The organism is Cryobacterium inferilacus (genome assembly GCF_019599185.1).
GTDB classification, from domain to species: Bacteria; Actinomycetota; Actinomycetes; order Actinomycetales; family Microbacteriaceae; genus Cryobacterium; species Cryobacterium inferilacus.
On record NZ_JAIEUL010000002.1, the window covers coordinates 24,679 to 51,079 of the forward strand.

The following is a 26,401-nucleotide window of genomic DNA, read 5'->3' on the forward strand; positions in this document are numbered from 1 at the left end:
GCGGGCGCTAGGCGTCGATCGCGTAGACGAGGGACTCCTGCACCATGCCCAGCCAGTTGTAGATGTCGTTCACCACTCGGGAGTCCTCGTCGTCCAGGCCCGGGGTGCCAGAAGAGTCGATCTGCAGGCGATCCGCCACCACGAGGCGCAGGTCGGTGAGAGTACGCAGCCAGGATTGCACCTGCGGTTCATCGAGCACGATCGGCACCGGCAGCGGGTCGTGCACCGGCAATCCGGAGTCACCCGTGCCGGTATCGGTCGAGGCATCCGCCGGGTCGGATGCCGCGAACGGTTCGTCGTCACCCAGCGCGGCGAGCAGAGCGCCGGCGTTGGCGAGCTTGCCCTCGATCAGCCCGTCGGCCGTGAACCGGCGGAACTCGGCGGCGGCCTCCGGATCGTCCGGGTAGGCGGCCGGCAGCAGCCGGTGGATCGCCGGCTGGGCGAGCATGGCCGCATCCTCGGTGTCGACGGAGGCCAGCAGCTGCAGAAGCTGGGAGGTGACATGGCGCAACAGGTCGACCTCGACGGGTTCGAACATCGCCGAGACCGTGCCGGAGTCGTCCCGGCGGAATTCCATCATGCTGCCCCGCTCAACGGTTGAACCTCATTGGATGAAGATCACTCTCCTGCACTGTCATTCTTCGGCCCTGTCCAGGGTGGCCCAGAGGCCGTAGCCGTGCATGGCCTCGACGTGGCGTTCCATCGATTCCCGGTCGCCAGTGGCCACGATGGCCCGCCCATTGTTGTGCACCTGCAGCATGAGTCGTTCGGCCTCGGCAGCGGTCACGCCGAAGTAGCTGCGGAAGACGTAGGCCACGTAGGACATCAGGTTGACCGGGTCGTCCCACACCACGGTCACCCAGGGGCGATCGAGGGAGATCGCCTCTCGGACACGGGTGGATTCATCGATCTGGGGCACCGGTTAAGCCTCACACGCCCGCGCCGATCCTGCCACCACCGGGTGGCATCGGGTGGCACCTCGGGGCATGGCAGGATGGGGAGATCGTGAGAAACCCGCACCGTCAGACACCAGCGTGAGTCGCCGCAGCACCACCCGTTCCTCCCGTTCCAGGCGACGCGGACTCCACGGTCAGAGCCCCCGTCTGCTGCTCAGCCTGTTCCTGGTGGCATTCGTCGTGGCCGGCGTCACCTCCCTCACGAACGGCCAGGCCGGCCAGCTCGCTCCACAGCAGGACACAGCGCAGGGCACAGCGCCGGTCACCCCGGTTCCGGTGCCCCAGTCAGCGCTCACCAGCACCGAGGCCCTCGCGCTGGTCGCCGCATTGCCGGATGCCGTCTACACCGACAACGGCAGCTACGCGGGCAACCGCGAGGAGCTGTTCGGGGATGCCTGGTCCTTCGACTTCGACCAGAACGGTTGCGACACCCGCAACGACATCCTCGCCCGTGACCTCGTTGCCACCGACATCGACCCCGCCACCTGCCGGGTGTACACGGGCATCCTCACCGACCCGTACACGGGTGAGACCATCGATTTCGTGCGCGGCCAGGACACCTCGGCCGACGTGCAGATCGATCACCTGCTGCCGTTGAAGGCCGTCTACGCCACCGGGGGAGAGGCCTGGCCGGCCGAGAAGCGCGAGGCGCTGGCCAACGACCCGGTCAACCTGCTCGCCGTCAAGGGCACCGAGAACTCGTCGAAATCCGATTCGCTGCCGAGCGAATGGCTGCCCGGCTTCTACCCAGACATCTCCGACCGGCACGACCTGGGCCAGCGCGTGGTGTGGGACGACCTGCCGGCCGATACCAGTCTGCAGTGCTGGTATATCGACAAGCTGGTACCGGTCTTCGTTGCCTACGAGCTGGGTGTCACCCCTGAGGACAGGGCCGCCATGTCGGCCGTGCTGGAGTCCTGCCCCGCTTGATGCTTGACAGTCTCACTACTTAGAGAGACTATGTAGTCATGACCGACACGAGTTCCGACTGGCCAAGTGACTGGCTGCGGGCGACGCTGGGCTTCCTGGCCCTGCGAGCCCTGGCGGCCGGACCCTCCTACGGCTACGCCATCATCGGTGACCTCGAGACGCACGGGTTCGGCACGATCAAGGGCGGAACGCTGTATCCGCTCCTCACCCGCTACGAGACCGCCGGGCTCGTAGTCACCGAATGGCGGGCGGGGGACGGCGGCCCCGGACGCAAGTACTTCGCCCTCACCGACCACGGCCGCGAGGAACTCGCGCGCCTCAGCGAACACTGGCAGAGCTTCGCCGACACCAGCATCCGCTATCTCGACCCCGAACGGCCCTCGAAGGAGACGCAGACATGATCAGCACCGGCACCGACAAAAAATGGTTCGACGAGTTCGTGCTCGAGCTTCGCCTGCAGCAGGTGTACGGCAGCGCGATCGGCGACGCCGTCGCCAGCGCCAGGGAGCTGCTCGCGGACACCGGGCAGAGCGCCCAGGAGGCGTTCGGCTCGGCGCGTGACTACGCCGCCTCGCTCGACCTGCCCCGTGCGCCCCGGTTCGAGTGGGTGCGCCAGGCGCTCTGGCCCACGATGGTCAGCCTGCTCGCGCTCCTGCTGTTCACTCAGGCCGCCGCCGCCTGGACCCAGTCCGAACCGTTCCTGGTCTCACCGGCCCAGCTGATCCTGCTCGCCGCTCCGGTGTTCATCGTGGCCGCCCTGCCGCTCTACCTGGCCGCTCTCGTGCGCCACGTCTGGGTCGTCGTGGTGCTCGTCGTGGCCTGTGGCCTGTCCGGGTTGCTCAGTTCGATCGTCGCGCCGACCACCGCGGCGGATGCCTGGTTGGCGCTGGACCCGCTGCCGTGGTTGATCGGCTGCTCGGTGGTCATGGTGGCGCTGGCGATCGTGCAGACCGTGCGATCTCGCCGCCCCGGCAGCAACGACGAGATCATCAACCCGCTCGGGGATCCGACCGTCGACAGCGGCCGCGGTGCTCGGTTGGCCCTGGTGCTCACCAACTGGATCTTCCCGGTGCTGGCCCTGGTCATGCTCGGCTTCGTGTCGCTGTTCCGCTAGTCGTTCTCCGGCACCGTCCCCACCTCCTACAGTCCACGCGAGCATAACTCCTGCAATTTTTGCCGGACCGGCCCCGAGAGGCCGGTTTCCGGCGGGTTGCGGGAATCTAGCAGGAGTTATGCAACGGGAACGGGAACGGGGGCGTGGTGCGGGCGGCCGGCCGCGTGGCCGATGGCAGTGACGACCAGGGTGATCGCGGCGGTGAGGGCGATGCCCCAGCCGATGTGCACCATGAGCAGCAGGGCGCCGACGCCGGCACCGGCGAGAATCAGCACGATCGCGGCGAAGCGGCGGAACCAGGGCTGGTTCTTGGCGCCGCCGAAACGGGAGTCCGCGGCGAAGCCGGTGATGGTGGAGGTGACCACGACGGTGGTGACATCCTTCACGGCGATGTGCCGGGCCACGGCGGCCTGCAGGCCCATCACGGCGGCCAACAGGCCGGTCACGATCAGGTCGAACGGGGCCGGTGGCACACCGTCCACCGCGAACAGGAAGATCGCCAGCACGGCCATGACCACGCCGACCGCCCCGAACAGGGCCGTCGATTCGGTGGTCCAGCCGACCTTGACGCGGCGAAGCACCCGGCCGCCGATCGCGGCGCCGACCATGAAGGTGAACAGGGCGATGAGCGGGCCCACCACCGGCAGGTCATCGGCGCCGGCGATGGCCATACCCAGGATGACGACGTTGCCGGTCATGTTGCCGGTGAACACCTTGTCCAGGCCCAGGTAACCCACCGCATCCGCCACACCGGTGGAGAAGGTGAGGGCCAGCATCAGGCCGAGGTGCAGGTGGTCCGGCTTGCTGCGCAGACGGTGGATGACGGGGGTGGAGGGCACTGGCGGTCCTATCGGCTCGGGAATTGTCACGGTAGCGGCTGGTCGTGTCGGTCGCAAAACTGGCGCTACTCTCGACCAACGGGGATGCGCCGGCCGCCAAGCCGGCGACGATCCGGTTCACGCCCCACGATCCGAAAAGGCGCAGCCATGCCATTCGACGTCCTGCCATTCGACATCCTGCAGCCCGGCCGCGGGCCCATCCGCGCCGCGCAGTACCTGCCAGCCACCCCGGCCACCGTGCTCTGGGGGCGTTTGCCCTGTGCCACGGATGCGCCGGCGCTCGTCATCGACGCCGGCACCGCGGTCACGATCGACACGATCAGCCACGAGGGCGTGCTCGAAGACCAGGGCCGCGACCCGGTGGCCTTCTTCGCCGGCCACGGCATCGACCGGGCCGGGGTGCTCGACGACGCCGTGCTGCTGGCCGCGTCGAACAGCACCCGCGATCCGCAGGTGGACGGGCCGCACCTGGTCACCGGCCCGATCCACGTGCGCGGGGCGAAGCCGGGCGACCTGCTCAAGATGACCGTTCTCGAGGCGACCCCTCGGGTGCCGTACGGCGTGATCTCCAACCGGCACGGCCGCGGCGCCCTGCCAGGCGAGTACCCGCTCGGCGAGGGCAACGTCAGCGTCTTCGCCGCGCTCGAAGAGACAGTGCCCGGAGACAGCGCCGCCGGCCGGGTCGGCACCCTCCCGCTCGTGCCTGGCGGCCCCCGCAGCGTGCGCTTCCCGCTCCGACCGTTCCTGGGCATCATGGGCGTCGCCGTCGCCGGCGAGGTGCGCCCGCACTCCGTGCCGCCCGGATCGCACGGCGGCAACATCGACATCAACCTGCTCACCGTGGGCTCTGCGCTCTACCTGCCGGTGCAGGTCGACGGCGCCCTGGCCTACGTGGGCGACCCGCACTTCGCCCAGGGTGACGGCGAGGTGGCGCTCACGGCCATGGAGGCGTCGCTGCGGGTGACGATCCGCTTCGACGTGGTCAGCCAGGCCGACGCGATCGCCGCGTTCGGCGAACTGGTCGGGCCGCTGGCCGAGACGAGCGAGTTCCTCGTGCCCACCGGCATGGACGCCGACCTCGACGAGGCCGTGCGCAAGTGTGTGCGGGCCGCCATCGATCTGCTCGCCGCGCGCTACGGCATGGACCGCACCCTCGCCTACGCCTACCTGAGTGCCGCCACCGACTTCAACATCTCCCAGGTGGTCGACCTCGTCGCCGGCGTGCACGCCCGCATCCGGGTGGCGGACTTCGATGCCTGAGCCGCTGGCTGTGCCGACCCCCACCACGCTCACCGGTGAGCTGCCCGATGGCCTGCTCGCGGCCTTCGCCGGCTACGAGAACGCGCTGGGCGCCAATGACCTGGCCGCGCTCGACGCCTACTTCGCACCGGGCGAGCACACCCTGCGCGGCGACGCGACCGGCCTCCTGGTGGGCCACGACGCGATCAGCGGCTTCCGCGGCGCCAGAGCCGGCACGGTGGCCAGGGGCATCCGTTCACTGCACGTGCGCGTGATCGACCCCGGGCACGCCGTGATCGTGTCGGTGAACACCCCGGATGCCGGTGGCGCCGGCCTGGTCACCCAGCTCTGGGCGTTGTCGGCGGCGGGGGACTGGCAGGTGGAGGTGGCCCAGGTGGCCGCACCATCGGCCGCGGTCAACCCCACGGTCTGGCGGCTGGTGGGCACCCCGCTGGTGGCCGCTGCGCCGGTGACGTCCCCGTCGGTGGCGTCCTCGCAGCTGACGTCCCCGCAGCCGGGGTCAGCCGACGACGCCCCGCACGCCCTGGCCGGCGAGACCATCGCCGTGAAAGACCTCTTCGACATCGCCGGCTTCACCGTGGGTGCCGGCAACCCGGCCTACCTGCGTGAGGCCACCCCCGCCACCGTCACCGCCTCGGCCGTCGCGGCCCTGCTCGGCGCCGGCGCCAGCGTGCGCGGCATCGCCCAGACCGACGAATTCGCGTACAGCATCGCCGGCGACAACGAGCACTACGGCGCCCCGCCCAACGTGCGGGTGCCCGGTGCTCTGCCCGGCGGGTCGTCCAGTGGGCCGGCTGCCGCCGTGGCGCTCGGCCAGGCCAGCATCGGCCTGGCCACCGACACCGCGGGGTCCATCCGGGTGCCCGCGTCGTACCAGGGCCTGTGGGGGCTGCGCAGCACCCACGGCGCCGTCGACCGCACCGGCCTGCTGCCGCTGGCACCCTCGTTCGACACCGTCGGCTGGCTCACCCGCACTCCGGATGTGCTGCGCGCCGCCGCGGCCGCCTCGCTCGACCCCACCCGGCAGATCACCGTGCCGCAGCGCAGCACTGCCGACAGCACCGGCACCGACCCGACCGGCACCGACCCGACCGGCACTGACACGACGGCGCCAGCGGATGCCCGGCCCCGCTTCGCCGTGTCGACCGCCCTCATCTTCGCCTGCGACGACGCCGTGCAGGGCGCCTTCGTGACCGGGCTGGATCGGCTTGCCAGGGCCGGCCTGTTGCCGGAGCCCGACCTCGTGGACGTGGGCGATCTCGCCGAGGCGCTACGCCTGTTCCGCACCGTGCAGGCCATCGAGGCCTGGCGGGCCAACGGTGACTGGGTCACCGCCCACCCCGGCGCCCTCGGTGCCGCGGTGGCGAGCCGGTTCGCCGCGGCCGCGGGAACCGACCCGGCCGCAGAGGCCGAGACCCGCACCAGCCTGGCCGCGGCCAGGGCCCGGCTGGACGCGGTGCTGGACGGCCGCATCCTGCTGCTGCCGTCGGCGTCGTCGACGGCTCCGTCCCGGCACGCGAACCCGGCGGAGATCGACGCCACCCGCACCGCGACGCTCACCCTGACCAGCCTGGCCGGCATCGGCGGCTACCCGGCGTTGTCTGTGCCGCTGTTCGAGTCGCACGGGGCACCCATCGGGCTCTGCCTGGTCGGCCCGAGACACACCGACCTGGCCCTGGTCGACATCGGCACATCGCTGGCCGCCGGGAGGTGACCGCTGGAAACACGACTGAAACACCTGTTGCGTACACTGGGCATCTGAAACACATGGTTCAGATATGCCGAAGGGTGAAACAGTCATTTCCAGCCTGCCGATCAATCCGCCGTCCCGCCTGCTGATGGGCCCCGGCCCGGTCAACGCCGACCCGAGGGTGCTGCGGGCCATGTCCGCCCAGCTCGTGGGCCAGTACGACCCGTCCATGACGGCGTACATGAACGAGACCATGGAGCTCTACCGCGGTGTCTTCGAGACCGCGAACGAGCAGACCGTGCTCATCGACGGCACCTCCAGGGCCGGCATCGAGGCGGCGCTGGTCTCGTTGATCAGCCCCGGCGACCGGGTGCTTGTGCCCATCTTCGGCCGCTTCGGCCACCTGCTGCGCGAGATCGCCGAGCGGGCGGGAGCCGAGGTGCACGTGCGCGAGATCGAGTGGGGCACCGTGTTCACCCCCGCGCAGATCGAACAGGCCATCCGCGAGACCAAGCCGGCCCTGCTGGCGATCGTGCACGGCGACACCTCCACCACCGTGGCGCAGCCGCTCGACGAGCTCGGCGAGATCTGCGCCAGGCACGGCGTGCTGTTCTACACCGACGTCACCGCGTCGCTGGCCGGCAACACCTTTCAGGCGGATGCCTGGGGCCTGGATGCCGTGACCGCCGGGCTGCAGAAGTGCCTGGGCGGCCCCTCCGGCTCTGCTCCGGCCACCTTCTCGCCCCGCGCCGTCGAGGTGATCAATGCCCGCAAGAGCATCGAAGCGGGCATCCGCGAGGCCGGTGACGCCGTGAACGCGCACCCGATCCGTTCCAACTACTTCGACCTGTCGATGATCTTCGATTACTGGGGCCCGAAGCGCCTCAACCACCACACCGAGGCCACCACCATGCTCTACGGGGCCCGCGAGTGCGCCCGGCTGCTTGTCGACGAGGGCATGGACGTGGCCGTCGAACGGCACCGGCTGCACGGCGCCGCCATGCTCGCCGGGGTGCAGGGTCTGGGCCTGAGCGTTTTCGGTGACCTCGACCACCGGATGAACAACGTCGTCGCCGTGCGCATCCCCGACGGTGTCACCGGCGACGCGGTGCGCGGAGAGCTGCTGAACGACTTCGGCATCGAGATCGGCACCTCCTTCGGTCCGCTGCACGGCAAGGTCTGGCGCATCGGCACCATGGGCTACAACGCCCGTAAGGACACCGTGCTCACCACCCTGGCTGCGCTCGAGGCCGTGCTGCGTCGGGCCGGCGCGAGGGTGACCGGCGGGGGCGGCGTCGGTGCCGCCTACGAGATCTATCAGGATGCCGCGGGCGCATGACGCTGCCAGCTGAGACGACCGGGAGCGGCCGCACCACGGCATCCGCCGTGCTCGACCGGTGCGACGAGCTCGCCACCCACAGCAGCGCGCCCGACGGCCTGATCGAACGGGTCTACCTGTCACCGGAGCACGCGGCGGTGAACGCCCTCGCCGCCGGTTGGATGCGGGACGCCGGCATGACCACCTGGCAGGATGCCGCGGGCAACCAGTGCGGCCGGCTCGAGGGCGCCACCCCCGGCCTGCCCGCCCTGCTGCTCGGCTCGCACCTGGACACCGTGCCGTCGGCCGGCCGGTACGACGGCATCCTCGGGGTGCTCAGTGCCATCGCCGTCGTGGAGCGCATCGCCGCCGGCGGTTGCTCGTTGCCGTTCGCACTGGAGGTCGTCGCCTTCGGTGACGAGGAAGGCACCAGGTTCGGCACCGCACTGCTGGGCAGCCGGGCGCTGGCCGGCACCTGGCTGGATGCCTGGTGGGAACTGACCGATGACGCCGGCACCACCCTGCACGACGCGTTCACCGACTTCGGTCTCGACCCGGCCGCGATCACGGCAGCGGCCCGCAGCTCCAACGACTTCGTCGGTTACCTCGAGGTGCACATCGAGCAGGGACCCGTGCTCGAGGAGCGCGACCTGCCGCTCGGCGTCGTCTCCTCGATCGCCGGCGCCCGGCGTTTCCAGATCACCATCACGGGCAAGGCCGGCCACTCCGGTACCCCGTGGAGCCATCGCCGCGACGCCCTCGCCGGCGCCAGCGAGGCCATCGTGGCCATCGAGCGACTCGCCCGCGACGCCGACCTGATCGCCACGGTCGGGCACCTCGAGGTCTTCCCCGATGCCGTGAACGTGATCGCCGGCCGGGCCGAGTTCAGCCTCGACCTGCGCGGCCGTTTTGATGCCGACCGTGACGCCGTGTGGCAGCAGATCGAGGCCATGCTCGAGGAGATCTGCGCCGCGCGCGGCCTGCACGTGGCGGTGCACCAGACCCACGCCGCCCCGGCGGCACACTGCAGCGACCGGCTGCGGGGCGTGATCGCGGCGGGCATCGAGGTGGCCGGTCTGGAGGCTGCGAGCATCCGTGCCGCCGAAGACGACGAGCCCGACCCCGCGCCAGAGCCGGTGGAGCTGCTCTCGATGGCCGGCCACGACGCCATGGCCGTGGCGCACCTCACCGAGATCGGCATGCTCTTCGTGCGCTGCGCCGGGGGAGTGAGCCACCACCCAGACGAGTCCGTCACTGAGGCCGATGTGGCCCAGGCGCTGGATGCGTTCGAGGCCGCGGTGCTCGCCCTGGCAGCAGGCAGCGCAGCAGGCAGCGCGGCAGACCGTGCAGCAGAGGACTCGGCGTGACCCTGAACATCGGCCAGCGCATCGACGGCCGCTACGGCGAGCTGTCGCCGCAGGAACAGCGCGCGGCCGACTTCATCCTCGACCACATGAGCGACCTCGCCGTCTACAACGCGTCCGAGCTCGCCCGGCTCAGCGGGGTGTCCAAGGCCACGGTGTCCCGGTTGTTCCGTCGGCTCGGTTTCCAGGACTCCGCGGAGGTGCGCGAGCACGCCAGGGCCCTTCGCAGCCTGGGTGCACCGCTCGGCGGGCCGGGAGCATCCGCCGGCACCCCGTCGCGGCTAGCCGCGCACGCCGAGGCCGAACAGGAGAACCTGCGCCGCCTGCTGGTCACCCTGGAGGACGGCCGGCTGGATGTCGCGGCACGGCTGGTGCAGTCGGCCCAGAACGTGGTGATCGTGGGGCTGCGCAACAGCTACCCGCTGGCACTGCACCTGCGTCAACAGCTGGTGCAGGCGCGCGGCAACGTGCGCCTGGCCCCGCTGCCTGGCCAGTCGCTCGGCGAGGAGCTGGCCGGTCTCGGTCCGCGGGACGTGGTGGTGCTGATGGGCTTCCGCCGCCGGGTATCCGGCTTCGGTGACATCGTCGCGGCCATCCGGCGCCGCGAGATCCCGTTGGTGCTCATCGCCGATTCCTCGGCCCGCAAATACTCCGACCAGGCCACCAACTGGCTGGAATGCCCGGTGGACTCGGTGTCGGCCTTCGACAGCTACGCCACCGCCATGAGCCTGGTCAATCTGCTCGCCACCGGGGCGATGGGCGCGCAGGTGCGCGAGAGCCGCACCCGGATCGCGGCCATCACCAGCGTGTACGAAGACCTCGACGAGCTCGAAGCGCCCTGGTGAGCGGCTCCGTGAGCGGCCAGGTGAGCGGCACGGTTCGGGCTGCGGCCGGCGCGGGTCACTCCGCCGTCGGCCGGTCGACCTGCCCGTCGACGTCCAGATCGGCGTCCCCGTCGACATCCACCTCGGCGTCCCTGTCGACATCCAGCCCGGTGCCCAGATCGTCACAGGCCACCGGCACCACCCGGTGCGCCAGCAGGTACGGGCGAGCCCCGGTGTCCCCGGTCAGACCGGCCCGCAGCGGCGCCCAGTGCGCGCGGCCGATGACCACCGGATGCCCGGGCCGGCCGTCGAAGTGTGCCTGCCGGAGCGAGTCCACGGTTGCGTCGGCGATGACCCGTCGCACGGCGGCGGCGGTGAGGTCGGGCACATCCACCGGAACCACGGCCACGGCGGCGAGGTTGTCGCCGAACGCCGGGTCGGCCTGCAACCGGGTCAGACCCGCGTCCAGCGACGCCGACAGCCCAGTGGCCCAGTCGTCGGCATGCACCACGCACAGCCGATCCGGCCGCTCGAACCGGTCGGTCGCCGCGCGCAGCAGCGTCTCGGCCTGGGCCGCGCCGGCACCGAGCACCAGCAGCACCGGATCGCATCCGGCGGCCTCCAGAGCCAGGACCGCGCGCACCAGCCACGGTTCGCCGGCGGCGTCCACGACGGTTGCCTTCGGCCTGCCATACCGGCTCCCCGCACCGGCCGCCAGAACCAGCCCGGCCACCCGGGGCGAGGCTACCGGCGTGGCGACGTCGTCGGAGTGCATGCCAGCCATCGTACGGGCAGCTGCCCCACTCGCTTCCGCCCACCCGCCCACATCGTCGATAGCCACCCGGAGGACCCCATGACCACCATTCCCGTCGGTGACGACCTCCGCACCGCGCTGCTGGCCTGCCTGGCCGTGCCGCGCTGGGCCGACGAGGTGGTCGCCCTGGCACCATTCGCTTCGGCGGAGTCCCTCATCGACGCCGCCCGTGCCGCCGCCACGCCGCTGCCGCGGGCCGAGATCGATGCGGCCATGGCCGAGCATCCGCGGATCGGCGACAGGCCCACCGGCGCCTCGCAGGCCGCGACCTTCTCCCGCTCGGAGCAGAACTCGGTCGACGCCGATGATGCCGACCTGGCTGTGGCCCTGGCCGAGGGTAACCGGGTTTACGAAGCCCGCTTCGACCGGGTGTTCCTCATCCGTGCCGCCGGCCGCAGTCGCCGCGAGATCCTCGCCGAACTGCAGCGTCGGCTCGCCCTCGACGATGACACCGAGGCAGCGATCGTCGGCTCGGAGCTACGGGACATCACGCTGCTGCGTTTGGGAGTTCTGGCTCGGCAGTGGCAGGATGACCCGGTGCACGATTCCCCCGACCCCGACTCCACCGCAGCGCAGGACACCCGGCGATGAGCGCGCGCAGTCACATCACCACGCACGTGCTCGATGCGGTGACCGGCCGCCCCGCAGCCCTCATCGGCGTGGTGCTCGAACACCACATCCACGGCAGCTGGCGCGAGATCGCGACCGCCCGCACGGATGCCGACGGGCGAGTGAGCGATCTCGGCCCCGAGGCCGTGCCGGCCGGCCGCTACCGCATCACCTTCGATACCGGCACCTACTTCGCCGCCCGCAGCCAAGCGACCTTCTACCCGCACGTCACCATCGTCTTCGAGCTGGACGACGAGTCTGCCCACTACCACGTGCCGCTGCTGCTCAGCCCGTACGCGTACTCCACCTACCGCGGCAGCTGACCGAGCCGGTTCCGCGTCGGCTGACCGGCGGGCTCGCGCGCTGGCCGTGACTCGAGCGTCGTCATCAGCACTGACTCGACAGCGGGGCGAGCCCGAGCGAACGTCGCCGGATGTGCCGACCTCACGGTCTGCGTCTTGGTCGGTCCGGCATCGGGCATCAACTTTTGTTGACGGCGGTGCGGCCATCAACTAAAGTTGATGCATGTTCGAGCCCACCGAGATCCCGACACCGGACCATCCTGAGGAGGCCTTCGCGGCCGTCGTCGCACTGCGCCGCTTGTCGGCTCGGTTGGAGCGGTCCGCGGTGGACCATGCGCTGGAGCAGGGCTGGACCTGGAGCCAGATCGGTCAGGCGTTGGGCATGACGGCCCAGGCCGCGCACAAGCGACTCGCGCCGCACCGTCGCGGGCTGCTCGACTAGCACCACCAGCACCACCAGCACCACCAGCACCAGCACCACCAGCACCACCAGCACCGCGAGCTCCGCCCACCGCACCGTAGAACCTCCCGACGCGCACCACCGACAACGACGAAGGACAACTGACATGGGAATTCGACAGGCGATCACAGACATCCGCATGATGAACTCGCTGTTCACCACGGCCGAGGCGCAGGCCGCGGAGCTCGGCGACGAGCTGCCGGGCGCCGAGCACCTGCTGCTGGCCGTGCTGGCCGGGCCGGATGACTCCGGGCGACGCGCGTTCGCCACGTTCGGGGTGACGGCGGCACAGGTTCGGACGGCCATCGCTGACACGCACACGCTGGCCCTCCAGTCGGTGGGAATCGATCCCACCCTGGCGGATCGCGCTGGGGCAGATCGTACCGGGGCGGCGGCAGCGCCGACCGGACCCTACCGGAGCACCGGGGGATTGCAGGAGGTCTTCCAACGCGCCGTCGCCCTGTCGAAGGAAGGCGGGAGCCGGGGGCACACACTCCGCGCGGCCCACGTGGTCCGGGCGGTGTCGGAGGTCGAGCACGGCACGGTGAGCCTGGCGTTCAGGCGGTTGGGTCTCGACCGGTTGGAGCTGCAGGAGGCGGCTCGCCGGGCGATCTCATCCCCTGCCGCCGACTGACCGCGCACGGCTGTGCAGTCCCGCTCCCCGTATCCGGCTCCCTGCATCCCGGACGCCGCCACGCCCCGATAGCGGGCGGCTCTCAGAAGGGTGGGTCTTCGGGCAGGTCGCTCGGCCGTGGGACGGCCGGGGCCGGGGCTGATTCCGGCTCTGGTGCCTGGGTGACAGGTGGGCCGAGAGCGGTTTCCGGGTAGGTGCGGTGGACCAGCCCGGCCGGGGAGGTCCAGACCAGGATGCCGCCGGGTTCCTGCACGACCGCCCAGTGCGATTGGTGTTTCAATCGGTGGTGGGCGGCGCAGAGGTGCGCGAGATTGTCGTAGTCCGTCGGTCCGCCGTCTTCCCAGGGCCGGGTGTGGTCGATATCGCTGCGGGAGGCGGGCCGGTTACAACCGGGGAACCGGCAGGTGCCGTCCCGCAACCGCAGCCACCGGCGGAGGTCGGCGGGGACTTTGTACTGCTCGCTGCCGACGGAAAGCACCACCCCGGTCTCGGGATTGGTCAGTAACCGGGTGAAGCTCGGCGCCCCCGCGGCGATCTCCCGGGCCGCTGCGGCCGGGATCGGCCCGTACCCCTCCAGAAAGCCGGGGGCGTCGCTTGCTCCCATGGCGGTGAGCACCGGAACGGTGACCATCACGCTGCCGCGGATGCCGCCGCCGGTGCCGGTCGGGGTGACCCCGTCCAGCAGCAGGTCGGCGATCGCATCGGCGCAGATCTGACCGATCGTGCGCCGCTGCTCCTCCGGGATCGACTCGACCTGGTACTCGCGGCTGCGGGTGGCTTCGGCGATGCTGGTCAACCGGTCATGGGCGGCCTGCGTCTGTTGCGCGGTGCCGTACCAGGTCAGGGTGCCCATCCCGTCCGGGCGGCCCTCCCACCACACGCCGCGTTCCTTCACCGCCTCGGTGGCGCGCTTGGTGATGGTTTTCGGGTGCGCCCGCTCCCGGATCCGGCGGGCCTTTGCCGCGAGTTTGCCGACGGTGAGGTCCTTCGCGACCGGCAGCAGCTGGGTTTCCAGGTCCGCGACCTCCTCCAACGGCAGGAAGCTGAGTTGCTCCATCAGTACCTGGCCGTGCCGGTAGCTGATCTCGCCACGACTCATCGCCGTCAACGTGGCTGTCATTGGCCCGGCGAACATGGCCGCCTCCCCGATCAGGCCCTCCGCGGTGCGCTCCGCCAGTCGCAGGGTGCAGGCGACCTCGCTGATGACGGTGCGCCGGGCGATCTCCTGGTCCTCCCACGCCGCCACCTTCCGTGGGCTCGCGTCGGCATCCGTCAGCACCGGCCCGGCCGCGCCACCGCCGTCGTCGCCGGCGTAGGCCGGGCTGAGCAGTTTCGCCGTCACCGGGTCCGAGCTCCACTCCCGTAGGTCGTCGAGGTCCCGGGCACGTTGCGCGGTCGCTCTCGCGATCTTCCGATGCGACTTCGCCACCCTGGCCATCTTTTTCGCCAGAGTGGCCCGCGCCTGTTCCTGCAGCGACCGCCGCCGCCTGTGTACCTGCTCCCGGGCGGACGCGTTCGGGTCGCCGGGCTGGTCGTCCGGGTCTTCTGAGAACTGCTCTGCGGGGCTGCTCATACCCTCATAGTCGCACCCACCACCGACACTCCAGGCCCGGAAAAGTCAGGTGTGGAAAGGACCGTGCGCAGCCTGATTGTGGAGGAGTGCTCCGGGCCGAATCGGTCGCGCGGCGGCTACCCCGTGACCGGCTCGATCAGGGTCGCATCCTGCGGGTCGATCGCCCGCACGCTGTTCACCCTGCGGTCCACCAGACGGGTGCGCATGGTGGCCGCCACGGCCGTCGACGTGCCATCCAGCAGGTCGATCATGTCGCGGCGGTTTCGGGCTGACACCGTCGGGTCGTCGGTGGTGATGGACTGCGGGTTCAGCCAGGTGGCCCAGGTGTCTGGTTCGAGGAAGGCCGGCATCCGGTCGTGTACCTCGCCGGATGCATCCTTGGCCTCCCTGGTGATGACGGCGAAGACCCGCGACCACTCGCCGTCGTCATCCTTCGACGCCCAGCTGACCCCGGCGGCCGCGAGCAGGCCGTCGCCGTGGATGAAGTGCGGCTGCTTCGCGCCCTTCTCGCCGGTCCACTCGTAGTAGCCGAGCATGGGCACGATGCAGCGGGCGTTGGAGAACGCGCCCACCCAAAAGCGCTGGTCGAGCTTCTCCAGCCTGGCGTTGATGATCGGCCCGCGCCGCGGCGTCCCGGCCGGTTGCGGCCAGTCCCAGCGGGCCAGCGTCACCTCCCGGGTGGGGGAGTCGGCTCCCTCCGGCCGCCATTCGCGCACGATGGGCGCCGGGTCCGTGGGCGCGATGCTGTAGCTGGGCCGCCAGTCGCCTGGCCGGCCGCCGGCCGCGACGAACTCCTGGATCAGGTCGTCGACATCTTCGTTCATCGCAAATCTCCCGCACATGAGGGCGACAGTACTCCGCGCGTGCGACAGAGTCACGCGGATGCCGGGTTCAGTCCTCGGCGCCCACCCGCGACGAGAACCGTACGAGATACCCATCCGGGTCCTGCACCAGGAACTGGGCGACCCCGGCCCGCGTCTCACCGGTGGTGTACCACTTGGTTTCGGCGGGCATGAAGAGTGGCCACTCGGCGGCAGCCAGTCGCCCGAGCAGCGGCGCGATGTCGGGCAGCATGATCTGAAAGTTGATGCCGCGACCCAGCGGCCGCTCCAGGGCGGCGGGGATCCAGTTGCGGCCGATGCCGACCTGTTCGAGCATCAGATGCGCGGTGCCGCTCCGCAGGTACGCGAAGCCGTCGTCCGGCCGGTCGTAGAGCACCTCGAAGTCGCAGAGTCCCACCCAGAAGGCGAGGCTGGCGGCGAGATCTTCAACCAGGAGCTCGGGTACGAGATCCGGGAAGAACACCGGCTCCGGTCGTACCGATGGCTCGTCGCGTACCCCGCTACCGCCATCCGGTGCCACTGCAGTCATGCGTCCCAGTATGACCGCCACAGCCGCGTCGCCCGCACCCTGACCAGACCGGGTGCAGCACAATCGACTCATGACCGCCGAATCGGACCGCCCCATCCACATCCGTCACCTCGAACCGGCAGACCTGCTGGCGGTGGCAGAACTCCGCTGGCAGTGGGTGCTGGAGAACGACGGCACCCCCTCGGTCGGCCACGCCGAGTTCCTGGCGATCTTCGCCGACTGGGCTGCTGCCCACGACACGTCACACCACTGCACCGTGGTGACCCGCGGTGAGACCGTGATCGGCATGGCCTGGCTAGCCACCGTGCCCCGGGTGCCGAGTTCACGCGCCCCCGTACGGGCCTCCGGCGACCTGCAGTGTGTCTACGTCGTTCCCACTGAGCGAGACTCCGGCATCGGCGGGCGGATGATCGCCGCGGTGCTGGCGCACGCGTTCGAGGCCGGCCTCGAACGGGTGACCGTGCAGTCCACCCCCGGCGCGGTCACCGCGTACGAGCGGGCCGGCTTCGCCGCCTCCGCCCGGCTGCTGCAGGCCACCCGCCCTGCCTGACCGCCCGCGCCGCAAGCGCCCGCAACTGTGTCCGCACGGGGAACAGTTCGGGCCGACGATCGCGGGTGGCTAGGGAGCGGTGACCCGGCGTCCGCGCACGAAGACGCCGGTGATCGCCGGCTGACGCAGGGCCATCAGCAGGGCGAACAGGGTCTGGTCGGTGGCCATGGCCTCGTCGTCGGCACGGATGCCGTTGGCCAGCACCGCCGCGAGCGGCTCCCACTTGTCTGGCTCGATCAGCAGGAAGTCGGCGTCCTTGCCCACGTCGAGATTGCCGTAGCGCTCCTCCATGTCCAGGGCCCTGGCACCGGCCAGGGTCGCCGTGAAGAGCAGCTCGGCCGGGCTGATCGACAGGCCGGCGTCGCCCGGCTCTGACAGGTGCACCTTGAAGCAGTCGTTGAGCACCCGGCTCATCAGCCACTCGTCGCCCGCACCGATGTCGGAGCCGAGCGACACGTTCGCGCCGAAACCGGTCGTGCGGGTCCACGGCATGGTGCCGGAGCCGAGGAACTGCTGCGAGGTGGGGCAGTGCGCGATCGACGACCCGGTCTCGGCCAGGCGAGCCAGCTCACCATCCTCACAGTGCACGGCGTGCGCCAGGATGCTGCGCCGGCCGAGCAGACTCGACCCGCCGACGGCCGAGCCAGGCAGGAACTTGCCGTCGTAGGTGTCGAGGTAGTTCTCGACCTGGTAGATCGACTTGACCACGTCGATCTCGCCGGTCTCCGGGCGGTTGTTCTCGTTGAGGTGACTGTGGAAGTAGACCCCGTCGCCGCGCACCCCGTCGTAGAGTTCGCCGAGCGCGGCGAGACTGTGCGGCGTCACCGACAGGCTGAACCGGGGCACGACCGCCACCTGCAGCAGCGCCGTGCGCGAGTCCCCGGTGTCGCGGGCGTGCCAGCGGGAGATCTCGTCGCTGACCAGCTCCAGCGCCACGGCCTCCGAGGTGACCAGGGCCCTGGCCGAGTCCGGGCCGACGGTCTGGATGCCGCGCCCGCTGACCAGGCGCAGCCCGGCCCGTTCCGACTCCGCGAACAGCGCGTCCTGGGCGTGCGGGAAGGCCGAGCCGAACACCAGGGCGCTCGTGGTGCCGGCCATGCTGCGCCGCCGGGTGAAGTCGCGGGCGATGTTCGCGGCGAACTCGTCGTCCTGCAGCCGGGTCTCGGCCGGGAACACGCAGTTGTCCAACCATTCGAGCAGCTGGCCGCCGCCGTACGCATCCGTGGAGTAGGTCTGCGGAAAGTGCACGTGGGTATCGACGAAGCCGGGCAGGATGAACCCGCCCCCGGTGTCGGTGACCGGCAGGGAGGAGTACCCGGCGGGCAGGTCGACCGCGCGGCCGACCCAGGCGATGGTGCCGTCGCCGGCGGTGACCAGCGCGCCCTGCGGCAGCGACACCAGGTGAGCCGGCGCCTCGGCCAGGGCGGGGGATCCGGCCACGTGGAAGACGTGGCCGAGGTAGACCCCGGCCAGGCCGGAACTGCCGGGTGAGCCGGCGGGCGGGGTGCTCGTCACCCTCAGACCAGCCCGGTGTACGAATCCCAGGCGGGCCCGGCATCCGTGGCGTCATCGTGCATCACGGTGGCCTGGATGAGCCCGTATGGGCGGTCGGCGGCGTGATAGACCTCGTTGTTGTTCTCCACACCGAATGGTGACAGGTCATAGAGGAAGTGGTGCTTGTTGGGTGCGGAGAGCCGGATTTCGGCGATGTTCGGGTAGGCCTCGAGCACGGCCTCGCCCATCTTGTACAGGGTCTGCTGCAGCGCGAGCGAGTGCACGACGGCGAACTGGGTCTTGAGGATCGCGGCGATGCCGGCGTAGCTGGCCTCCCAGTCCACGTCGGTGTGGTCGGTGAAGCGCCAGCCCGCCGTCAGCGAGGTGGCCATCACCCGGTCGTGGGTGGGCTGCAGCAGCGTGTACGGGTCCTGCATGAAACCGGAGAACTCCGACCCGGTGGACTTGAGCAGGATCAGATCCTTGAGACCGCCGACCACCCAGACCTGCTGGTTCTCGCCGGTGCCCTCCACCGAGATCGCCGCGGTGCGCACCTCCTGGCCGCGCCGCACCCAGGTGTGGTCGTGCTCCGTGCCGTCCACGACGACCCGCTCCCAGGCGAACTCCTCGATCTCCACCCTGGCACCGGCCACCGAGTTGATGTGGTCGACGAAGTGGCGAGCCAGGTCGAGACCGTAGCTCTCGATCGAGAGCAGGCCCTTTTCCTTGGCGAAGGAGTACGCGGTCTGCTTCTGGGTATCGGTGGGCAACACCTGCAGTTGGTCGCCGGCGAGGTGGGCCTGAGCGAAGTCGCCGTGCAGGGCGGTGGAGACGCTGATGTCGTGGATTTCGTGGCGAGGCGTGTCGCGGTAGATGCGCACGATGCGGTTCTCCGCCTTGCCGTAGCGGTTGGGTCCGAGAACGATCGACATGGGGTGCTCCTTCTGGTTAGGCATGATGCTGTGCTCGTCGAGGGTCAGCGGGCGCTGAGAAGGCGCCCTGCGGGTTGCCGGGCGGATGCGCCGGGCGCGCCGGCCGCGTCATCACCGGCCGCGTACACCACGACGCCGGCCAGCCAGGTGGTGTGCACCCGGCCGAACAGGGTGCTGCCGTCGAAGGCGCTCACCCGGTTCTTGTGCCGCAGCGCGTCGACCGTGACGGTGAAGTGCTCTTCGGGGGCGAAGGCCACCAGATCGGCCTCGGCGCCGACCGTGATGGCGCCGGCGGGCAGACCGACGAAGCCGGCCGTGGCGCGGGCCATCCAGTGCAGCACCTGCGCGAGGTTGATGCCACGGTCCCTGGCGGCGGTCCAGACCGCGGGCAGGCTCAGCTGCAGGCCGGAAATACCGCCCCAGGCCAGGCCGAAGTCGCCGCCGTGACCGAGCTTGAGTTCGCGGGTGGCGGGGGAGTGGTCGGAGGCGATCAGGTCGATCACGCCGTCGACCAGGCCCTGCCAGAGCAGGTCGCGGTTGTCCTCACCGCGGATCGGCGGGCAGCACTTGAACGCCGTGGCGCCGTCGGCGATGCTCTCGGCGGCGAAGCTCAGGTAGTGCGGGCAGGTCTCCACCGTGATCGGCAGCCCCTCGGCACGGGCGGCCGCCAGCCGGGGCAGCACCTGCGCCGAGGAGAGGTGCAGGATATGCGCGCGCACCCCGGTGCGTCGCACCACGTCGATCACCCTGGCGATCGCGGCGTCCTCCGCGGCATCAGGGCGGCTGGCCACGAAGTCCAGGTAGTCGGTGCCGCCGGCGTTCTGTGAGCGCTCGAGCACCGCCGGGTCCTCGGCGTGCACCACGAGCAGCCCGCCGAAGCCGGCGATCTCGGCGGCAGCGGCCTCGAGCTGTTCCGGGGTCAGGTGCGGGAACTCGTCCACCCCTGAGGGGGAGAGGAAGGCCTTGAAACCGAACGCACCCGCGTCGTGCAGCGGCTGGAGCGCACCGAGGTTGGCCGGGATCGCCCCGCCCCAGAACCCCACGTTCACGCTGGCCTGGGGACCTGCGGCGGCCCGCTTCAGCTCGAGTGCGGCCGCCGTGGTGGTGGGCGGGATGCTGTTCAACGGCATGTCGATGATCGTCGTGACCCCGCCGGCGGCGGCGGCGCGGGTGGCGCTGGCAAAGCCCTCCCAGTCGGTGCGGCCTGGTTCGTTCACGTGCACGTGCGTGTCGACGATGCCCGGCTGCAGCACCTGGTCGGCCGGCAGGGTGAGGTCGAGCGTGGCCTCGAGCGCAGCATCCAGCGGCTCGATCGCCCGGATGACACCGGCGGTGATCGCGACCGCTGCGGGTGCGAAGCCGGGCGTCGCACCGTGCTCGATGAGCACTCGGGACGAGCGGATGACCAGGTCGTACATCGGGATCTCCTCCTCGGTTCCGGCGGCTCGAGCGGCCTCGTATGGTGACATATCTGTCACCCTAGTGAAGTCATTCGCGCCCTGTTCCGGGGTTCTGAAATCTGCCCGACACACGAAACCTGCCGTGATGAAACACGGATGTGTCACCCCGCCGGTCTCGATGGGCCGACGGATCTTGACAGTCCACCGGTGGCGTTGCACTGTATCGGTGTTCGTCGATCGGTCTCGGACGCGCTGCACAGCGCGCACCCGTTGCCGTCCACGATGTCGCCTGACACCGAGCCGCTCCAACAGAGAAAGGAACGAGTGTCATCGCCAGCGTCGACGGACCGATCGTTCTCGCCGGTCACTCCTACGGCGGCAGTGTGCTGAGCGAGGCGGCCGACGGCGCCGACCAGGTGCGGGCTCTGGTCTACATCGCCAGCTTCCTCCTCGAGGTGGGGGAGAGCACGGCCGAGCTCGCCGGGAAGTACCCGGGTGGAGAACTCGGCCCCGCTCTCAACCCGGTGCCGTTCTCCACCGGTGCCGCCAGCGGAACCGACCTGTACATCCGGCAGGACATGTTCCGGGCGGTCTTCGCCGCCGACGTCCCTGCCGCGACGACCGAACTCATGGCCGCGACACAGCGACCCATCACCGCCAGCGCACTGGACGACCGCGCGGAGAAGGCCGCGTGGACATCGATCCCGTCGTGGACACTGATCACCACGCAGGACCTCAATATCCCGGCGGAGTCGATGAGGTTCATGGCCGCCCGCGCGAACTCGACCACCGTTGAGATCGATGCCTCCCACGCCGTCGCCGTGTCCAGGCCGGATGCCGTGGCCGACCTCATCCGTCAGGCCGCCAGGGAAACCTCGAGGGAGGCCGTCGGCGCCCGGAGCACCGAGTAGCCGCTATTCGGACGCGAACCCGGCGACGTAGGCGTCGATGGCGTCCAGCTGAGCCTGCTTCTCGGCATCCGGCAGCCAGGAGGCCGTGAACGAGTTCTTGGCCAGCAGCACCAGCTCGTCGGCGTCGAGGCCGGCCTTCTCCGCCAGCGCCAGGTAGTTGTCGGCCACGTAGGCGCCGAAATAGGCCGGGTCGTCGGAGTTGACCGTGACCAGCACACCGAAGTTCATCAGAGCCACCATCTCGACGGCCTTCATGTCCGCGGTCACAAAACTGTTCGACACCGGGCAGCAGGTCAGGCCCAGACCGCGCTCGCGCACCAGCGTGACCAGTTCGGGGTTCTCCACGATGTTGGTGCCGTGGTCGATCCGGTCCACCTGAATGTCTTCGAGCACCTGACGGATGTTCTCGATGCTGCCGACCTGATCGATGTCGCAGTGCATGGTGAGCTTGAGCCCGTTCGCCCGAGCCAGCGCGAAGACCTCGGCGAACTTCGCCGGCGGGTTCTCCCGCTCGTCGGAGTCCAGGCCCACCCCGATGAACCGGTCGCGATACGGCAGAGCGGCGGTGAGGGTCTCCAGCGCGCTCTCCGCCGAGAAATCGCGCAAAAAGCAGAGGATCAGTTCGGCGGAGATGCCCAGCTCGGCCGCGTCCACCGCGGCCCGGTGATACCCCACGATGACGGTCTCGATCGGAACACCGCGGGAGGTGTGCGCCTGCGGATCGAAGAACGCCTCCACCCTGCGCACCCCGTCGGCGGCGGCGCGACGGAAATAGGCGCTGGCCAGGTCGTAGAAGTCCGCCTCTGTGACCAGAACGTCCATCGCCGGGTAGTACACGGCGAGAAAACTGGCGAGCGAGTCGAAGGCGTAGGTGGCGCGCACCTCGTCCACGGTGTCCTGGCCGATGTCCACGCCGTTGCGCCTGGCCAGCTCGAGCTTGAGCTCGGGCTCGAGGGTTCCTTCGAGGTGCAGGTGCAGTTCTGCCTTCGGCAGTCCGCTGACGAACGCGGCGGTGGGTACGATAGCGGAAGACATTGGGGTTCCTTTCTGAGTGGACCCCGTGACGCTATCACGCCAGGGTTCCGGGTCCGCCGGGGAGGAATCCCGCGTTTCAGCCGCGCTGTGCGGGTCGTAATGAGCCGGAAATGTTTCGGTCTTCGGGGCGTCACACAGAGCACCTAGTGTTCGAGAGATCGAACATTCGTTGCAGCGGATGCGACGTGTTGAAACACCGCAATCACCCAGCAGCACAGCACCCAGCAGTACAGCACGTTTTCGATCAGCAATCCGGCAATCCGCCCCAGCACGCCGTTGAGTTCCACGGCAACCCCCGAGCACCATCGAGAGGACCAGCGTCATGACGCAGACCCCACTTTCCCCGTTCAGCCGCCGATCGGTGAAGAGGATCGGTACCGGCGTCGCCGTGGCCGCCGCCCTCACCCTGGTGCTGTCCTCCTGCGCCGGCGACGCCGGCTCCTCCGACTCAGGCTCCGGCGAGGACGCCTCGTTCGGCGACGCGAGCATCCAGCTCTCCTGGATCAAGAACGCCGAGTTCATGGGCGAGTTCGTCGCCGATGACGCCGGCTACTTCACCGAGGCCGGCTTCGACTCCGTCGACCTCATCCCCGGTCCCGCATCGGCAGAGGCCGGCGTGCTCTCCGGCAACGTCGACCTGGGCATCGGCAACGCCATCTCCACCGGCACCGTCATCGCCGAGGAGGGCGCCCCGCTGAAGATCATCGGCGCGACCTACCAGAAGAACCCGTTCACCATCCTCTCGCTGGCCGGCGTCGGCAACATCGCCACCCTCGACGACCTCGCGGGCAAGACCATCGGTGTGCAGGCCAGCAACCAGAGCCTGTGGGAGGCGTTCCTCGCCGTCAACGAGATCGACCCCGCCAGCCTCACCGTCGTTCCCGTCGAGTACGACCCGACCCCGCTCTTCAACGGCGAGGTCGACGGCTGGTTCGCCTACCTCACCAACGAGTCGATCGACGCCGAACTGGCCAGCCTCGACCCGGTCAACCTGCCGCTGGCCGACAACGGCCTGCCGTTCGTCGCCGAGACCTTCACCGCCTCTGACGAAGCCATCGCGAACGACCGCGAGATGCTCAAGGCCCTCCTGGTCGCCGAGATCAAGGGCTGGTCGGATGCGATCAACGATCCCGCCGCCGCCGCCACCCTCACCGTCGACACCTACGGCAGCGAGCTCGGCCTGACCATGGAGAAGGAGACCCGCCAGGCGGAGATCCAGGCCACCGACCTCGTCGTCAGCTCCGACACCGAGGAAAACGGCCTCTTCACCATCAGCGACGAACTGCAGGAACAGTCCATCGAGACCCTGGCCGCTGCCGGTGTCGAGATCGACGCGGAGACCCTGTTCGACATGAGCCTGCTGGCCGAGGTCTACGAAGAGAACCCGGACCTCGTCGCCTACGGCGAGTAACCCACTACCTCATCACCCGCACGTCGCTCCACCCATCGGCATCGCCGCGGCACCCGTCTGAACAGGCGGGTGCCGTCGGCGATACTGGACCAGGTACCCGACGACGCCCAGTAAGGAATGTACGACGTGAGCACGATCGACACCGCTGTACCCGCCACCAGCTCGGGGACCGGCCTGCACATCTCAGAGCTGCACAAGACCTTCACGGTGGGCCGCAAGGAGGTCGTCGCCCTCGACAACGCGAACCTGCACACCGACAAGGGCAGCTTCCTCTCCCTGCTCGGCCCCTCCGGCTGCGGCAAGTCCACCATCCTGCGCATCCTCGCCGGCCTCGAGAACCCCACCAGCGGTACCACCCGGGTGGACGGCAAGAGCCCCACGGAGCTGCGCAGCGGCCACGAACTCGGCATCGCCTTCCAGGACTCGGCCCTGCTGCCGTGGCGGAGCGTGCGCAGCAACATCAAGTTGCCCTTCGAGGTCGCCAGGCTGCCCGTCGACGAGGACTACGTCACCGAACTCATCCAGCTCGTCGGCCTCACCGGTTTTGAGAAGGCCAAGCCCGCGCAGCTGTCCGGTGGCATGCGCCAACGCGTATCGATCGCCCGTTCCCTCGTGCTCAAGCCGTCGGTCCTGCTGCTCGACGAACCGTTCGGCGCGCTCGACGACATGACCAGGCAGCGCCTCAACATCGAACTGCTGCGCATCTGGACCGAGAAGCCCGCGACCACCCTGATGGTCACGCACGGCATCTCCGAGGCCATCTTCCTCAGCGACCAGGTGGCCGTGATGAGCCCCAGGCCCGGCCGCGTCAAGGAGGTCATCGAGATCGACCTGCCCCGACCGCGCCTGCCCGAGATGATGCGCACCCCGGAGTTCCACGCCCTGCACGACCGCGCCTCCGAACTGCTCTTCGGCAGCGACACCCCGGCCGCGGCCGGCGCACACTGATGCCGGTCACCAGGGGCCTGCCCGGCTGGGCGACCGGCCTGATCGGCATCGTCGTCGTGGTCGCGCTCTGGTGGGTGAGCGCGTTGACCATCTTCCAGAATTCCGGGTCAGTGCCAGGCGGCGCCATTCCGACCCCGGCCGAAGTCGTCGGTCAATTCGTCAACGACGGTGTGGGCTTCTACTGGCCGCACATCACCATGACCCTCAGCGAGGCCGCGATTGGCTTCCTCTGGGGCAACGGCCTCGCCCTGCTGCTGGCCGGTCTCGTCCTGGTCGTGCCCCGTATCGAGAAGATCGCCCTGCAGATCGCCGTGATCACCTACTGCGTGCCGATCGTGGCCATCGGCCCGATCGCCTACATCGTGATCGGCCCGCCGCGCGGCGACCCCTCCGGCACCGCGGTCTTCCTGGCCGCCCTGTCGGTGTTCTTCACCACCGTGGTCGGCTCCCTGGTCGGCCTCAAGGCCGCCGATGCCGCCAGCCTCGACCTCGTCACCGTCTACGGCGGCAGCAAGTTCACTCAACTGCGCAAGGTCCGGCTCATCGCAGGCATGCCCAGCGTGCTCAACGCCCTGCAGATCGCGGCCCCGGCCGCCCTGCTCGGCGCCATCCTCGGCGAGTACCTCGGCGGCGCCGAGCGCGGCCTCGGCCTGGCCATGCTCGCCGCGGGCAACGCCGCGAACGTGGAACGGGTGTGGAGCCTGGCCCTGGTGGCCGGCCTCCTCGCCGGCCTGGGCTACCTGCTGTTCGCCATGATCTCCCGCTTCGCCACCCCCTGGACCACCGGACGGAGCACCTCGTGAGCGCCCCAACAGTAGTTGTGCACACCGGAGTGAGCACCAAGAGCACCGGTGCGCAGGTGCGCGGCCTCGGCGGCTACGTCGGCCGGGCGGTGACGACGGGTCTGCTGACCCTGGTGATCGTGCTCCTGGCCTGGCAGGGCCTGATCCTGGCGCTCGGTGTCTCCCCGTTCATCGCCAAGGGTCCGCTGGACGTCTTCAACTGGCTCTTCACGGTTCCGGCGGCCGCCGAGAACCGGGCGCTGATCCTCACCAACCTCGGCATCACCCTCACCGACGCTTTCCTCGGCTTCGTCGCCGGTATGGTGCTCGCCCTGGTCCTGGCCACCCTGTTCACGCTCTCCAAGGGCATCGAGCACGCCCTGATGCCCATCGCCCTGCTGCTGCGCAGCGTGCCGCTGGTGGCATTCGTACCGGTACTGATCCTCATCACCGGTCGCGGCCCCAGCATCGCCGTGGTCACCGGAGCCATCGTGGTGCTCTTCCCGGCGCTGGTGAACATCGCCTTCGGGCTGCGGTCGGCGTCCCCCCAGGTGAGCGACGTCATCGCGGTCTACGGCGGCACCCCGTTCACGGCGCTCCGCAAGGTGGCGCTGCCCAGCTCGCTGCCGTCGTTCTTCGCAGCCATCAAGATCTCCATCCCGGGCGCCATCACCGGTGCCCTGCTGGCCGAGTGGCTCGCCACCGGCCAGGGTCTCGGCTACGGCATCGTCGTTGCCGTCGCCCAGGTGAAGAACTTCGAGGTGTGGTCGTCCGTGGTCGTCATCACGATCGTCTCCATGGTGCTCTACGGTGTGGCGCAGTTCGCCGAGAACCTGGTGCTGCGACGGATGGGCATGGGCCAGAGCGCGGGCAGCTGACC

30 protein-coding genes are annotated in these 26,401 nt (G+C 69.8%); 18 read left to right on the forward strand and 12 right to left on the reverse strand.

The window, feature by feature from the left end; translation table 11 throughout:
* Positions 1 to 7: 7 nt before the first annotated feature.
* Together K2F54_RS01990 and clpS are read right to left on the reverse strand one after the other, a co-directional pair.
* Positions 8 to 580 carry a DUF2017 family protein gene (locus K2F54_RS01990; RefSeq protein ID WP_220604179.1) on the reverse strand — a complete coding sequence of 191 codons (573 nt, stop codon included), beginning with the start codon at positions 578 to 580 and terminating at the stop codon, positions 8 to 10.
* 54 nt (positions 581 to 634) lie between these two features.
* The gene (gene clpS, locus K2F54_RS01995) at positions 635 to 919 is read right to left on the reverse strand and encodes an ATP-dependent Clp protease adapter ClpS (protein WP_088455946.1); all 285 of its coding nucleotides are present in this window, start codon (positions 917 to 919) and stop codon (positions 635 to 637) included.
* Between the two features lie 115 nt (positions 920 to 1,034).
* On the opposite strand from clpS, the gene K2F54_RS02000 reads away from it, so the two are divergent.
* The 3 genes from K2F54_RS02000 to K2F54_RS02010 are packed head-to-tail and all read left to right on the forward strand — an operon-like array spanning position 1,035 to position 3,000.
* Positions 1,035 to 1,886: an HNH endonuclease family protein gene (locus tag K2F54_RS02000; protein WP_308287463.1), complete on the forward strand. Its 852-nt coding sequence runs from the start codon at positions 1,035 to 1,037 to the stop codon at positions 1,884 to 1,886.
* Between the two features lie 38 nt (positions 1,887 to 1,924).
* Positions 1,925 to 2,287: a PadR family transcriptional regulator gene (locus K2F54_RS02005; protein WP_220604181.1), complete on the forward strand. Its 363-nt coding sequence runs from the start codon at positions 1,925 to 1,927 to the stop codon at positions 2,285 to 2,287.
* On the forward strand, positions 2,284 to 3,000 hold the full coding sequence (locus K2F54_RS02010; RefSeq protein WP_220604182.1) for a hypothetical protein: 717 nt from the start codon (positions 2,284 to 2,286) through the stop codon (positions 2,998 to 3,000). Before K2F54_RS02005 ends, K2F54_RS02010 begins: the two co-directional genes overlap by 4 nt.
* A gap of 116 nt (positions 3,001 to 3,116) precedes the next feature.
* On the opposite strand, the gene K2F54_RS02015 is transcribed toward K2F54_RS02010, so the two are convergent.
* Positions 3,117 to 3,839 (reverse strand): YoaK family protein, encoded by a 723-nt coding sequence (locus K2F54_RS02015; RefSeq protein WP_308287464.1) that lies wholly within the window; start codon positions 3,837 to 3,839, stop codon positions 3,117 to 3,119.
* 147 nt (positions 3,840 to 3,986) lie between these two features.
* Between K2F54_RS02015 and K2F54_RS02020 the strand changes: the two genes are divergently transcribed.
* From K2F54_RS02020 to K2F54_RS02040, 5 genes are all read left to right on the forward strand, one after another.
* Positions 3,987 to 5,099: an acetamidase/formamidase family protein gene (locus K2F54_RS02020; protein WP_220604183.1), complete on the forward strand. Its 1,113-nt coding sequence runs from the start codon at positions 3,987 to 3,989 to the stop codon at positions 5,097 to 5,099.
* On the forward strand, positions 5,092 to 6,813 hold the full coding sequence (locus tag K2F54_RS02025) for an AtzH-like domain-containing protein (RefSeq protein WP_220604184.1): 1,722 nt from the start codon (positions 5,092 to 5,094) through the stop codon (positions 6,811 to 6,813). The genes K2F54_RS02020 and K2F54_RS02025 overlap by 8 nt, the downstream gene beginning before the upstream one ends.
* A 64-nt stretch (positions 6,814 to 6,877) precedes the next feature.
* Positions 6,878 to 8,128, forward strand: a complete 1,251-nt coding sequence (locus K2F54_RS02030; RefSeq protein WP_255576609.1) for a pyridoxal-phosphate-dependent aminotransferase family protein — start codon at positions 6,878 to 6,880, stop codon at positions 8,126 to 8,128.
* Positions 8,125 to 9,474 carry an allantoate amidohydrolase gene (locus K2F54_RS02035; protein WP_220604185.1) on the forward strand — a complete coding sequence of 450 codons (1,350 nt, stop codon included), beginning with the start codon at positions 8,125 to 8,127 and terminating at the stop codon, positions 9,472 to 9,474. Before K2F54_RS02030 ends, K2F54_RS02035 begins: the two co-directional genes overlap by 4 nt.
* Complete coding sequence (locus tag K2F54_RS02040; RefSeq protein ID WP_308287465.1) at positions 9,471 to 10,316, forward strand: MurR/RpiR family transcriptional regulator; 846 nt, start codon at positions 9,471 to 9,473, stop codon at positions 10,314 to 10,316. The genes K2F54_RS02035 and K2F54_RS02040 overlap by 4 nt, the downstream gene beginning before the upstream one ends.
* 55 nt (positions 10,317 to 10,371) lie before the next feature.
* Here the strand turns inward: K2F54_RS02040 and K2F54_RS02045 are convergent, their stop codons facing one another.
* Positions 10,372 to 11,070, reverse strand: a complete 699-nt coding sequence (locus K2F54_RS02045) for a nucleotidyltransferase family protein (protein ID WP_255576610.1) — start codon at positions 11,068 to 11,070, stop codon at positions 10,372 to 10,374.
* 78 nt (positions 11,071 to 11,148) lie between these two features.
* On the opposite strand from K2F54_RS02045, the gene uraD reads away from it, so the two are divergent.
* The 4 genes from uraD (at position 11,149) to K2F54_RS02065 (ending at position 13,114) form a co-directional block, all read left to right on the forward strand.
* Positions 11,149 to 11,700: a 2-oxo-4-hydroxy-4-carboxy-5-ureidoimidazoline decarboxylase gene (gene uraD, locus K2F54_RS02050; protein WP_220604187.1), complete on the forward strand. Its 552-nt coding sequence runs from the start codon at positions 11,149 to 11,151 to the stop codon at positions 11,698 to 11,700.
* Positions 11,697 to 12,041 carry a hydroxyisourate hydrolase gene (gene uraH, locus K2F54_RS02055; RefSeq protein WP_220604188.1) on the forward strand — a complete coding sequence of 115 codons (345 nt, stop codon included), beginning with the start codon at positions 11,697 to 11,699 and terminating at the stop codon, positions 12,039 to 12,041. The genes uraD and uraH overlap by 4 nt, the downstream gene beginning before the upstream one ends.
* A gap of 202 nt (positions 12,042 to 12,243) precedes the next feature.
* Positions 12,244 to 12,462 carry an RNA polymerase subunit sigma-70 gene (locus K2F54_RS02060; RefSeq protein ID WP_220604189.1) on the forward strand — a complete coding sequence of 73 codons (219 nt, stop codon included), beginning with the start codon at positions 12,244 to 12,246 and terminating at the stop codon, positions 12,460 to 12,462.
* Positions 12,463 to 12,586: 124 nt separating this feature from the next.
* Positions 12,587 to 13,114 carry a Clp protease N-terminal domain-containing protein gene (locus K2F54_RS02065; RefSeq protein WP_220604190.1) on the forward strand — a complete coding sequence of 176 codons (528 nt, stop codon included), beginning with the start codon at positions 12,587 to 12,589 and terminating at the stop codon, positions 13,112 to 13,114.
* Positions 13,115 to 13,196: 82 nt separating this feature from the next.
* Here K2F54_RS02065 and K2F54_RS02070 read toward each other — a convergent pair whose 3' ends face one another.
* The 3 genes from K2F54_RS02070 to K2F54_RS02080 form a co-directional block, all read right to left on the reverse strand.
* Complete coding sequence (locus K2F54_RS02070) at positions 13,197 to 14,687, reverse strand: HNH endonuclease signature motif containing protein (RefSeq protein WP_220604191.1); 1,491 nt, start codon at positions 14,685 to 14,687, stop codon at positions 13,197 to 13,199.
* A 116-nt stretch (positions 14,688 to 14,803) separates the two neighbouring features.
* A complete protein-coding gene (locus K2F54_RS02075) occupies positions 14,804 to 15,625 on the reverse strand; it encodes an SOS response-associated peptidase (protein ID WP_308287466.1) in 822 nt (273 codons plus the stop codon).
* Positions 15,579 to 16,058, reverse strand: a complete 480-nt coding sequence (locus K2F54_RS02080; protein ID WP_220604193.1) for a bleomycin resistance protein — start codon at positions 16,056 to 16,058, stop codon at positions 15,579 to 15,581. The genes K2F54_RS02075 and K2F54_RS02080 overlap by 47 nt, the downstream gene beginning before the upstream one ends.
* Before the next feature lie 70 nt (positions 16,059 to 16,128).
* Here K2F54_RS02080 and K2F54_RS02085 point away from each other — a divergent pair, with 70 nt between their 5' ends.
* A complete protein-coding gene (locus tag K2F54_RS02085; protein ID WP_220604194.1) occupies positions 16,129 to 16,608 on the forward strand; it encodes a GNAT family N-acetyltransferase in 480 nt (159 codons plus the stop codon).
* Positions 16,609 to 16,677: 69 nt separating this feature from the next.
* On the opposite strand, the gene K2F54_RS02090 is transcribed toward K2F54_RS02085, so the two are convergent.
* Genes K2F54_RS02090 through allB form a run of 3 tightly spaced genes read right to left on the reverse strand, consistent with a single transcriptional unit; the run spans position 16,678 to position 20,503 of the window.
* Positions 16,678 to 18,123 carry an amidohydrolase family protein gene (locus K2F54_RS02090; protein WP_308287467.1) on the reverse strand — a complete coding sequence of 482 codons (1,446 nt, stop codon included), beginning with the start codon at positions 18,121 to 18,123 and terminating at the stop codon, positions 16,678 to 16,680.
* Positions 18,124 to 18,125: 2 nt separating this feature from the next.
* Positions 18,126 to 19,034: a factor-independent urate hydroxylase gene (gene pucL / locus K2F54_RS02095; protein WP_220604195.1), complete on the reverse strand. Its 909-nt coding sequence runs from the start codon at positions 19,032 to 19,034 to the stop codon at positions 18,126 to 18,128.
* A 44-nt stretch (positions 19,035 to 19,078) separates the two neighbouring features.
* A complete protein-coding gene (allB, locus tag K2F54_RS02100; RefSeq protein ID WP_255576612.1) occupies positions 19,079 to 20,503 on the reverse strand; it encodes an allantoinase AllB in 1,425 nt (474 codons plus the stop codon).
* A gap of 260 nt (positions 20,504 to 20,763) precedes the next feature.
* On the opposite strand from allB, the gene K2F54_RS02105 reads away from it, so the two are divergent.
* Positions 20,764 to 21,345 (forward strand): alpha/beta hydrolase, encoded by a 582-nt coding sequence (locus K2F54_RS02105; protein WP_220604407.1) that lies wholly within the window; start codon positions 20,764 to 20,766, stop codon positions 21,343 to 21,345.
* A gap of 3 nt (positions 21,346 to 21,348) precedes the next feature.
* Here K2F54_RS02105 and add read toward each other — a convergent pair whose 3' ends face one another.
* Together add and K2F54_RS02115 are read right to left on the reverse strand one after the other, a co-directional pair.
* Positions 21,349 to 22,380: an adenosine deaminase gene (gene add / locus K2F54_RS02110; protein ID WP_220604196.1), complete on the reverse strand. Its 1,032-nt coding sequence runs from the start codon at positions 22,378 to 22,380 to the stop codon at positions 21,349 to 21,351.
* Positions 22,381 to 22,523: 143 nt separating this feature from the next.
* Positions 22,524 to 22,667: a hypothetical protein gene (locus tag K2F54_RS02115; protein ID WP_220604197.1), complete on the reverse strand. Its 144-nt coding sequence runs from the start codon at positions 22,665 to 22,667 to the stop codon at positions 22,524 to 22,526.
* 35 nt (positions 22,668 to 22,702) lie between these two features.
* Here K2F54_RS02115 and K2F54_RS02120 point away from each other — a divergent pair, with 35 nt between their 5' ends.
* From K2F54_RS02120 to K2F54_RS19480, 4 genes are all read left to right on the forward strand, one after another.
* Entirely contained in the window at positions 22,703 to 23,791 is a 1,089-nt protein-coding gene (locus K2F54_RS02120; protein WP_220604198.1) for an ABC transporter substrate-binding protein, read from the forward strand.
* Between the two features lie 126 nt (positions 23,792 to 23,917).
* Positions 23,918 to 24,739, forward strand: coding sequence for an ABC transporter ATP-binding protein (locus K2F54_RS02125; protein ID WP_308287468.1), 822 nt, complete (start codon positions 23,918 to 23,920; stop codon positions 24,737 to 24,739).
* Positions 24,739 to 25,542: an ABC transporter permease gene (locus K2F54_RS02130; RefSeq protein ID WP_220604200.1), complete on the forward strand. Its 804-nt coding sequence runs from the start codon at positions 24,739 to 24,741 to the stop codon at positions 25,540 to 25,542. Before K2F54_RS02125 ends, K2F54_RS02130 begins: the two co-directional genes overlap by 1 nt.
* Positions 25,539 to 26,399: an ABC transporter permease gene (locus K2F54_RS19480; RefSeq protein WP_308287469.1), complete on the forward strand. Its 861-nt coding sequence runs from the start codon at positions 25,539 to 25,541 to the stop codon at positions 26,397 to 26,399. Before K2F54_RS02130 ends, K2F54_RS19480 begins: the two co-directional genes overlap by 4 nt.
* Positions 26,400 to 26,401 lie beyond the last annotated feature (2 nt).

What these genes read in the sequence shown, in the direction of transcription:
- K2F54_RS01990 (WP_220604179.1), bottom strand. Translation starts at nt 580, where the DNA reads ATGATGGAATTCCGCCGGGACGACTCCGGCACGGTCTCGGCGATGTTC.
- K2F54_RS02005 (WP_220604181.1), top strand. Translation starts at nt 1,925, where the DNA reads ATGACCGACACGAGTTCCGACTGGCCAAGTGACTGGCTGCGGGCGACG.
- K2F54_RS02010 (WP_220604182.1), top strand. Translation starts at nt 2,284, where the DNA reads ATGATCAGCACCGGCACCGACAAAAAATGGTTCGACGAGTTCGTGCTC.
- K2F54_RS02020 (WP_220604183.1), top strand. Translation starts at nt 3,987, where the DNA reads ATGCCATTCGACGTCCTGCCATTCGACATCCTGCAGCCCGGCCGCGGG.
- K2F54_RS02025 (WP_220604184.1), top strand. Translation starts at nt 5,092, where the DNA reads ATGCCTGAGCCGCTGGCTGTGCCGACCCCCACCACGCTCACCGGTGAG.
- K2F54_RS02030 (WP_255576609.1), top strand. Translation starts at nt 6,878, where the DNA reads ATGCCGAAGGGTGAAACAGTCATTTCCAGCCTGCCGATCAATCCGCCG.
- K2F54_RS02035 (WP_220604185.1), top strand. Translation starts at nt 8,125, where the DNA reads ATGACGCTGCCAGCTGAGACGACCGGGAGCGGCCGCACCACGGCATCC.
- K2F54_RS02045 (WP_255576610.1), bottom strand. Translation starts at nt 11,070, where the DNA reads ATGCACTCCGACGACGTCGCCACGCCGGTAGCCTCGCCCCGGGTGGCC.
- uraD (WP_220604187.1), top strand. Translation starts at nt 11,149, where the DNA reads ATGACCACCATTCCCGTCGGTGACGACCTCCGCACCGCGCTGCTGGCC.
- uraH (WP_220604188.1), top strand. Translation starts at nt 11,697, where the DNA reads ATGAGCGCGCGCAGTCACATCACCACGCACGTGCTCGATGCGGTGACC.
- K2F54_RS02060 (WP_220604189.1), top strand. Translation starts at nt 12,244, where the DNA reads ATGTTCGAGCCCACCGAGATCCCGACACCGGACCATCCTGAGGAGGCC.
- K2F54_RS02065 (WP_220604190.1), top strand. Translation starts at nt 12,587, where the DNA reads ATGGGAATTCGACAGGCGATCACAGACATCCGCATGATGAACTCGCTG.
- K2F54_RS02070 (WP_220604191.1), bottom strand. Translation starts at nt 14,687, where the DNA reads ATGAGCAGCCCCGCAGAGCAGTTCTCAGAAGACCCGGACGACCAGCCC.
- K2F54_RS02075 (WP_308287466.1), bottom strand. Translation starts at nt 15,625, where the DNA reads ATGGGTATCTCGTACGGTTCTCGTCGCGGGTGGGCGCCGAGGACTGAA.
- K2F54_RS02080 (WP_220604193.1), bottom strand. Translation starts at nt 16,058, where the DNA reads ATGACTGCAGTGGCACCGGATGGCGGTAGCGGGGTACGCGACGAGCCA.
- K2F54_RS02085 (WP_220604194.1), top strand. Translation starts at nt 16,129, where the DNA reads ATGACCGCCGAATCGGACCGCCCCATCCACATCCGTCACCTCGAACCG.
- pucL (WP_220604195.1), bottom strand. Translation starts at nt 19,034, where the DNA reads ATGTCGATCGTTCTCGGACCCAACCGCTACGGCAAGGCGGAGAACCGC.
- allB (WP_255576612.1), bottom strand. Translation starts at nt 20,503, where the DNA reads ATGTCACCATACGAGGCCGCTCGAGCCGCCGGAACCGAGGAGGAGATC.
- add (WP_220604196.1), bottom strand. Translation starts at nt 22,380, where the DNA reads ATGTCTTCCGCTATCGTACCCACCGCCGCGTTCGTCAGCGGACTGCCG.
- K2F54_RS02120 (WP_220604198.1), top strand. Translation starts at nt 22,703, where the DNA reads ATGACGCAGACCCCACTTTCCCCGTTCAGCCGCCGATCGGTGAAGAGG.
- K2F54_RS02130 (WP_220604200.1), top strand. Translation starts at nt 24,739, where the DNA reads ATGCCGGTCACCAGGGGCCTGCCCGGCTGGGCGACCGGCCTGATCGGC.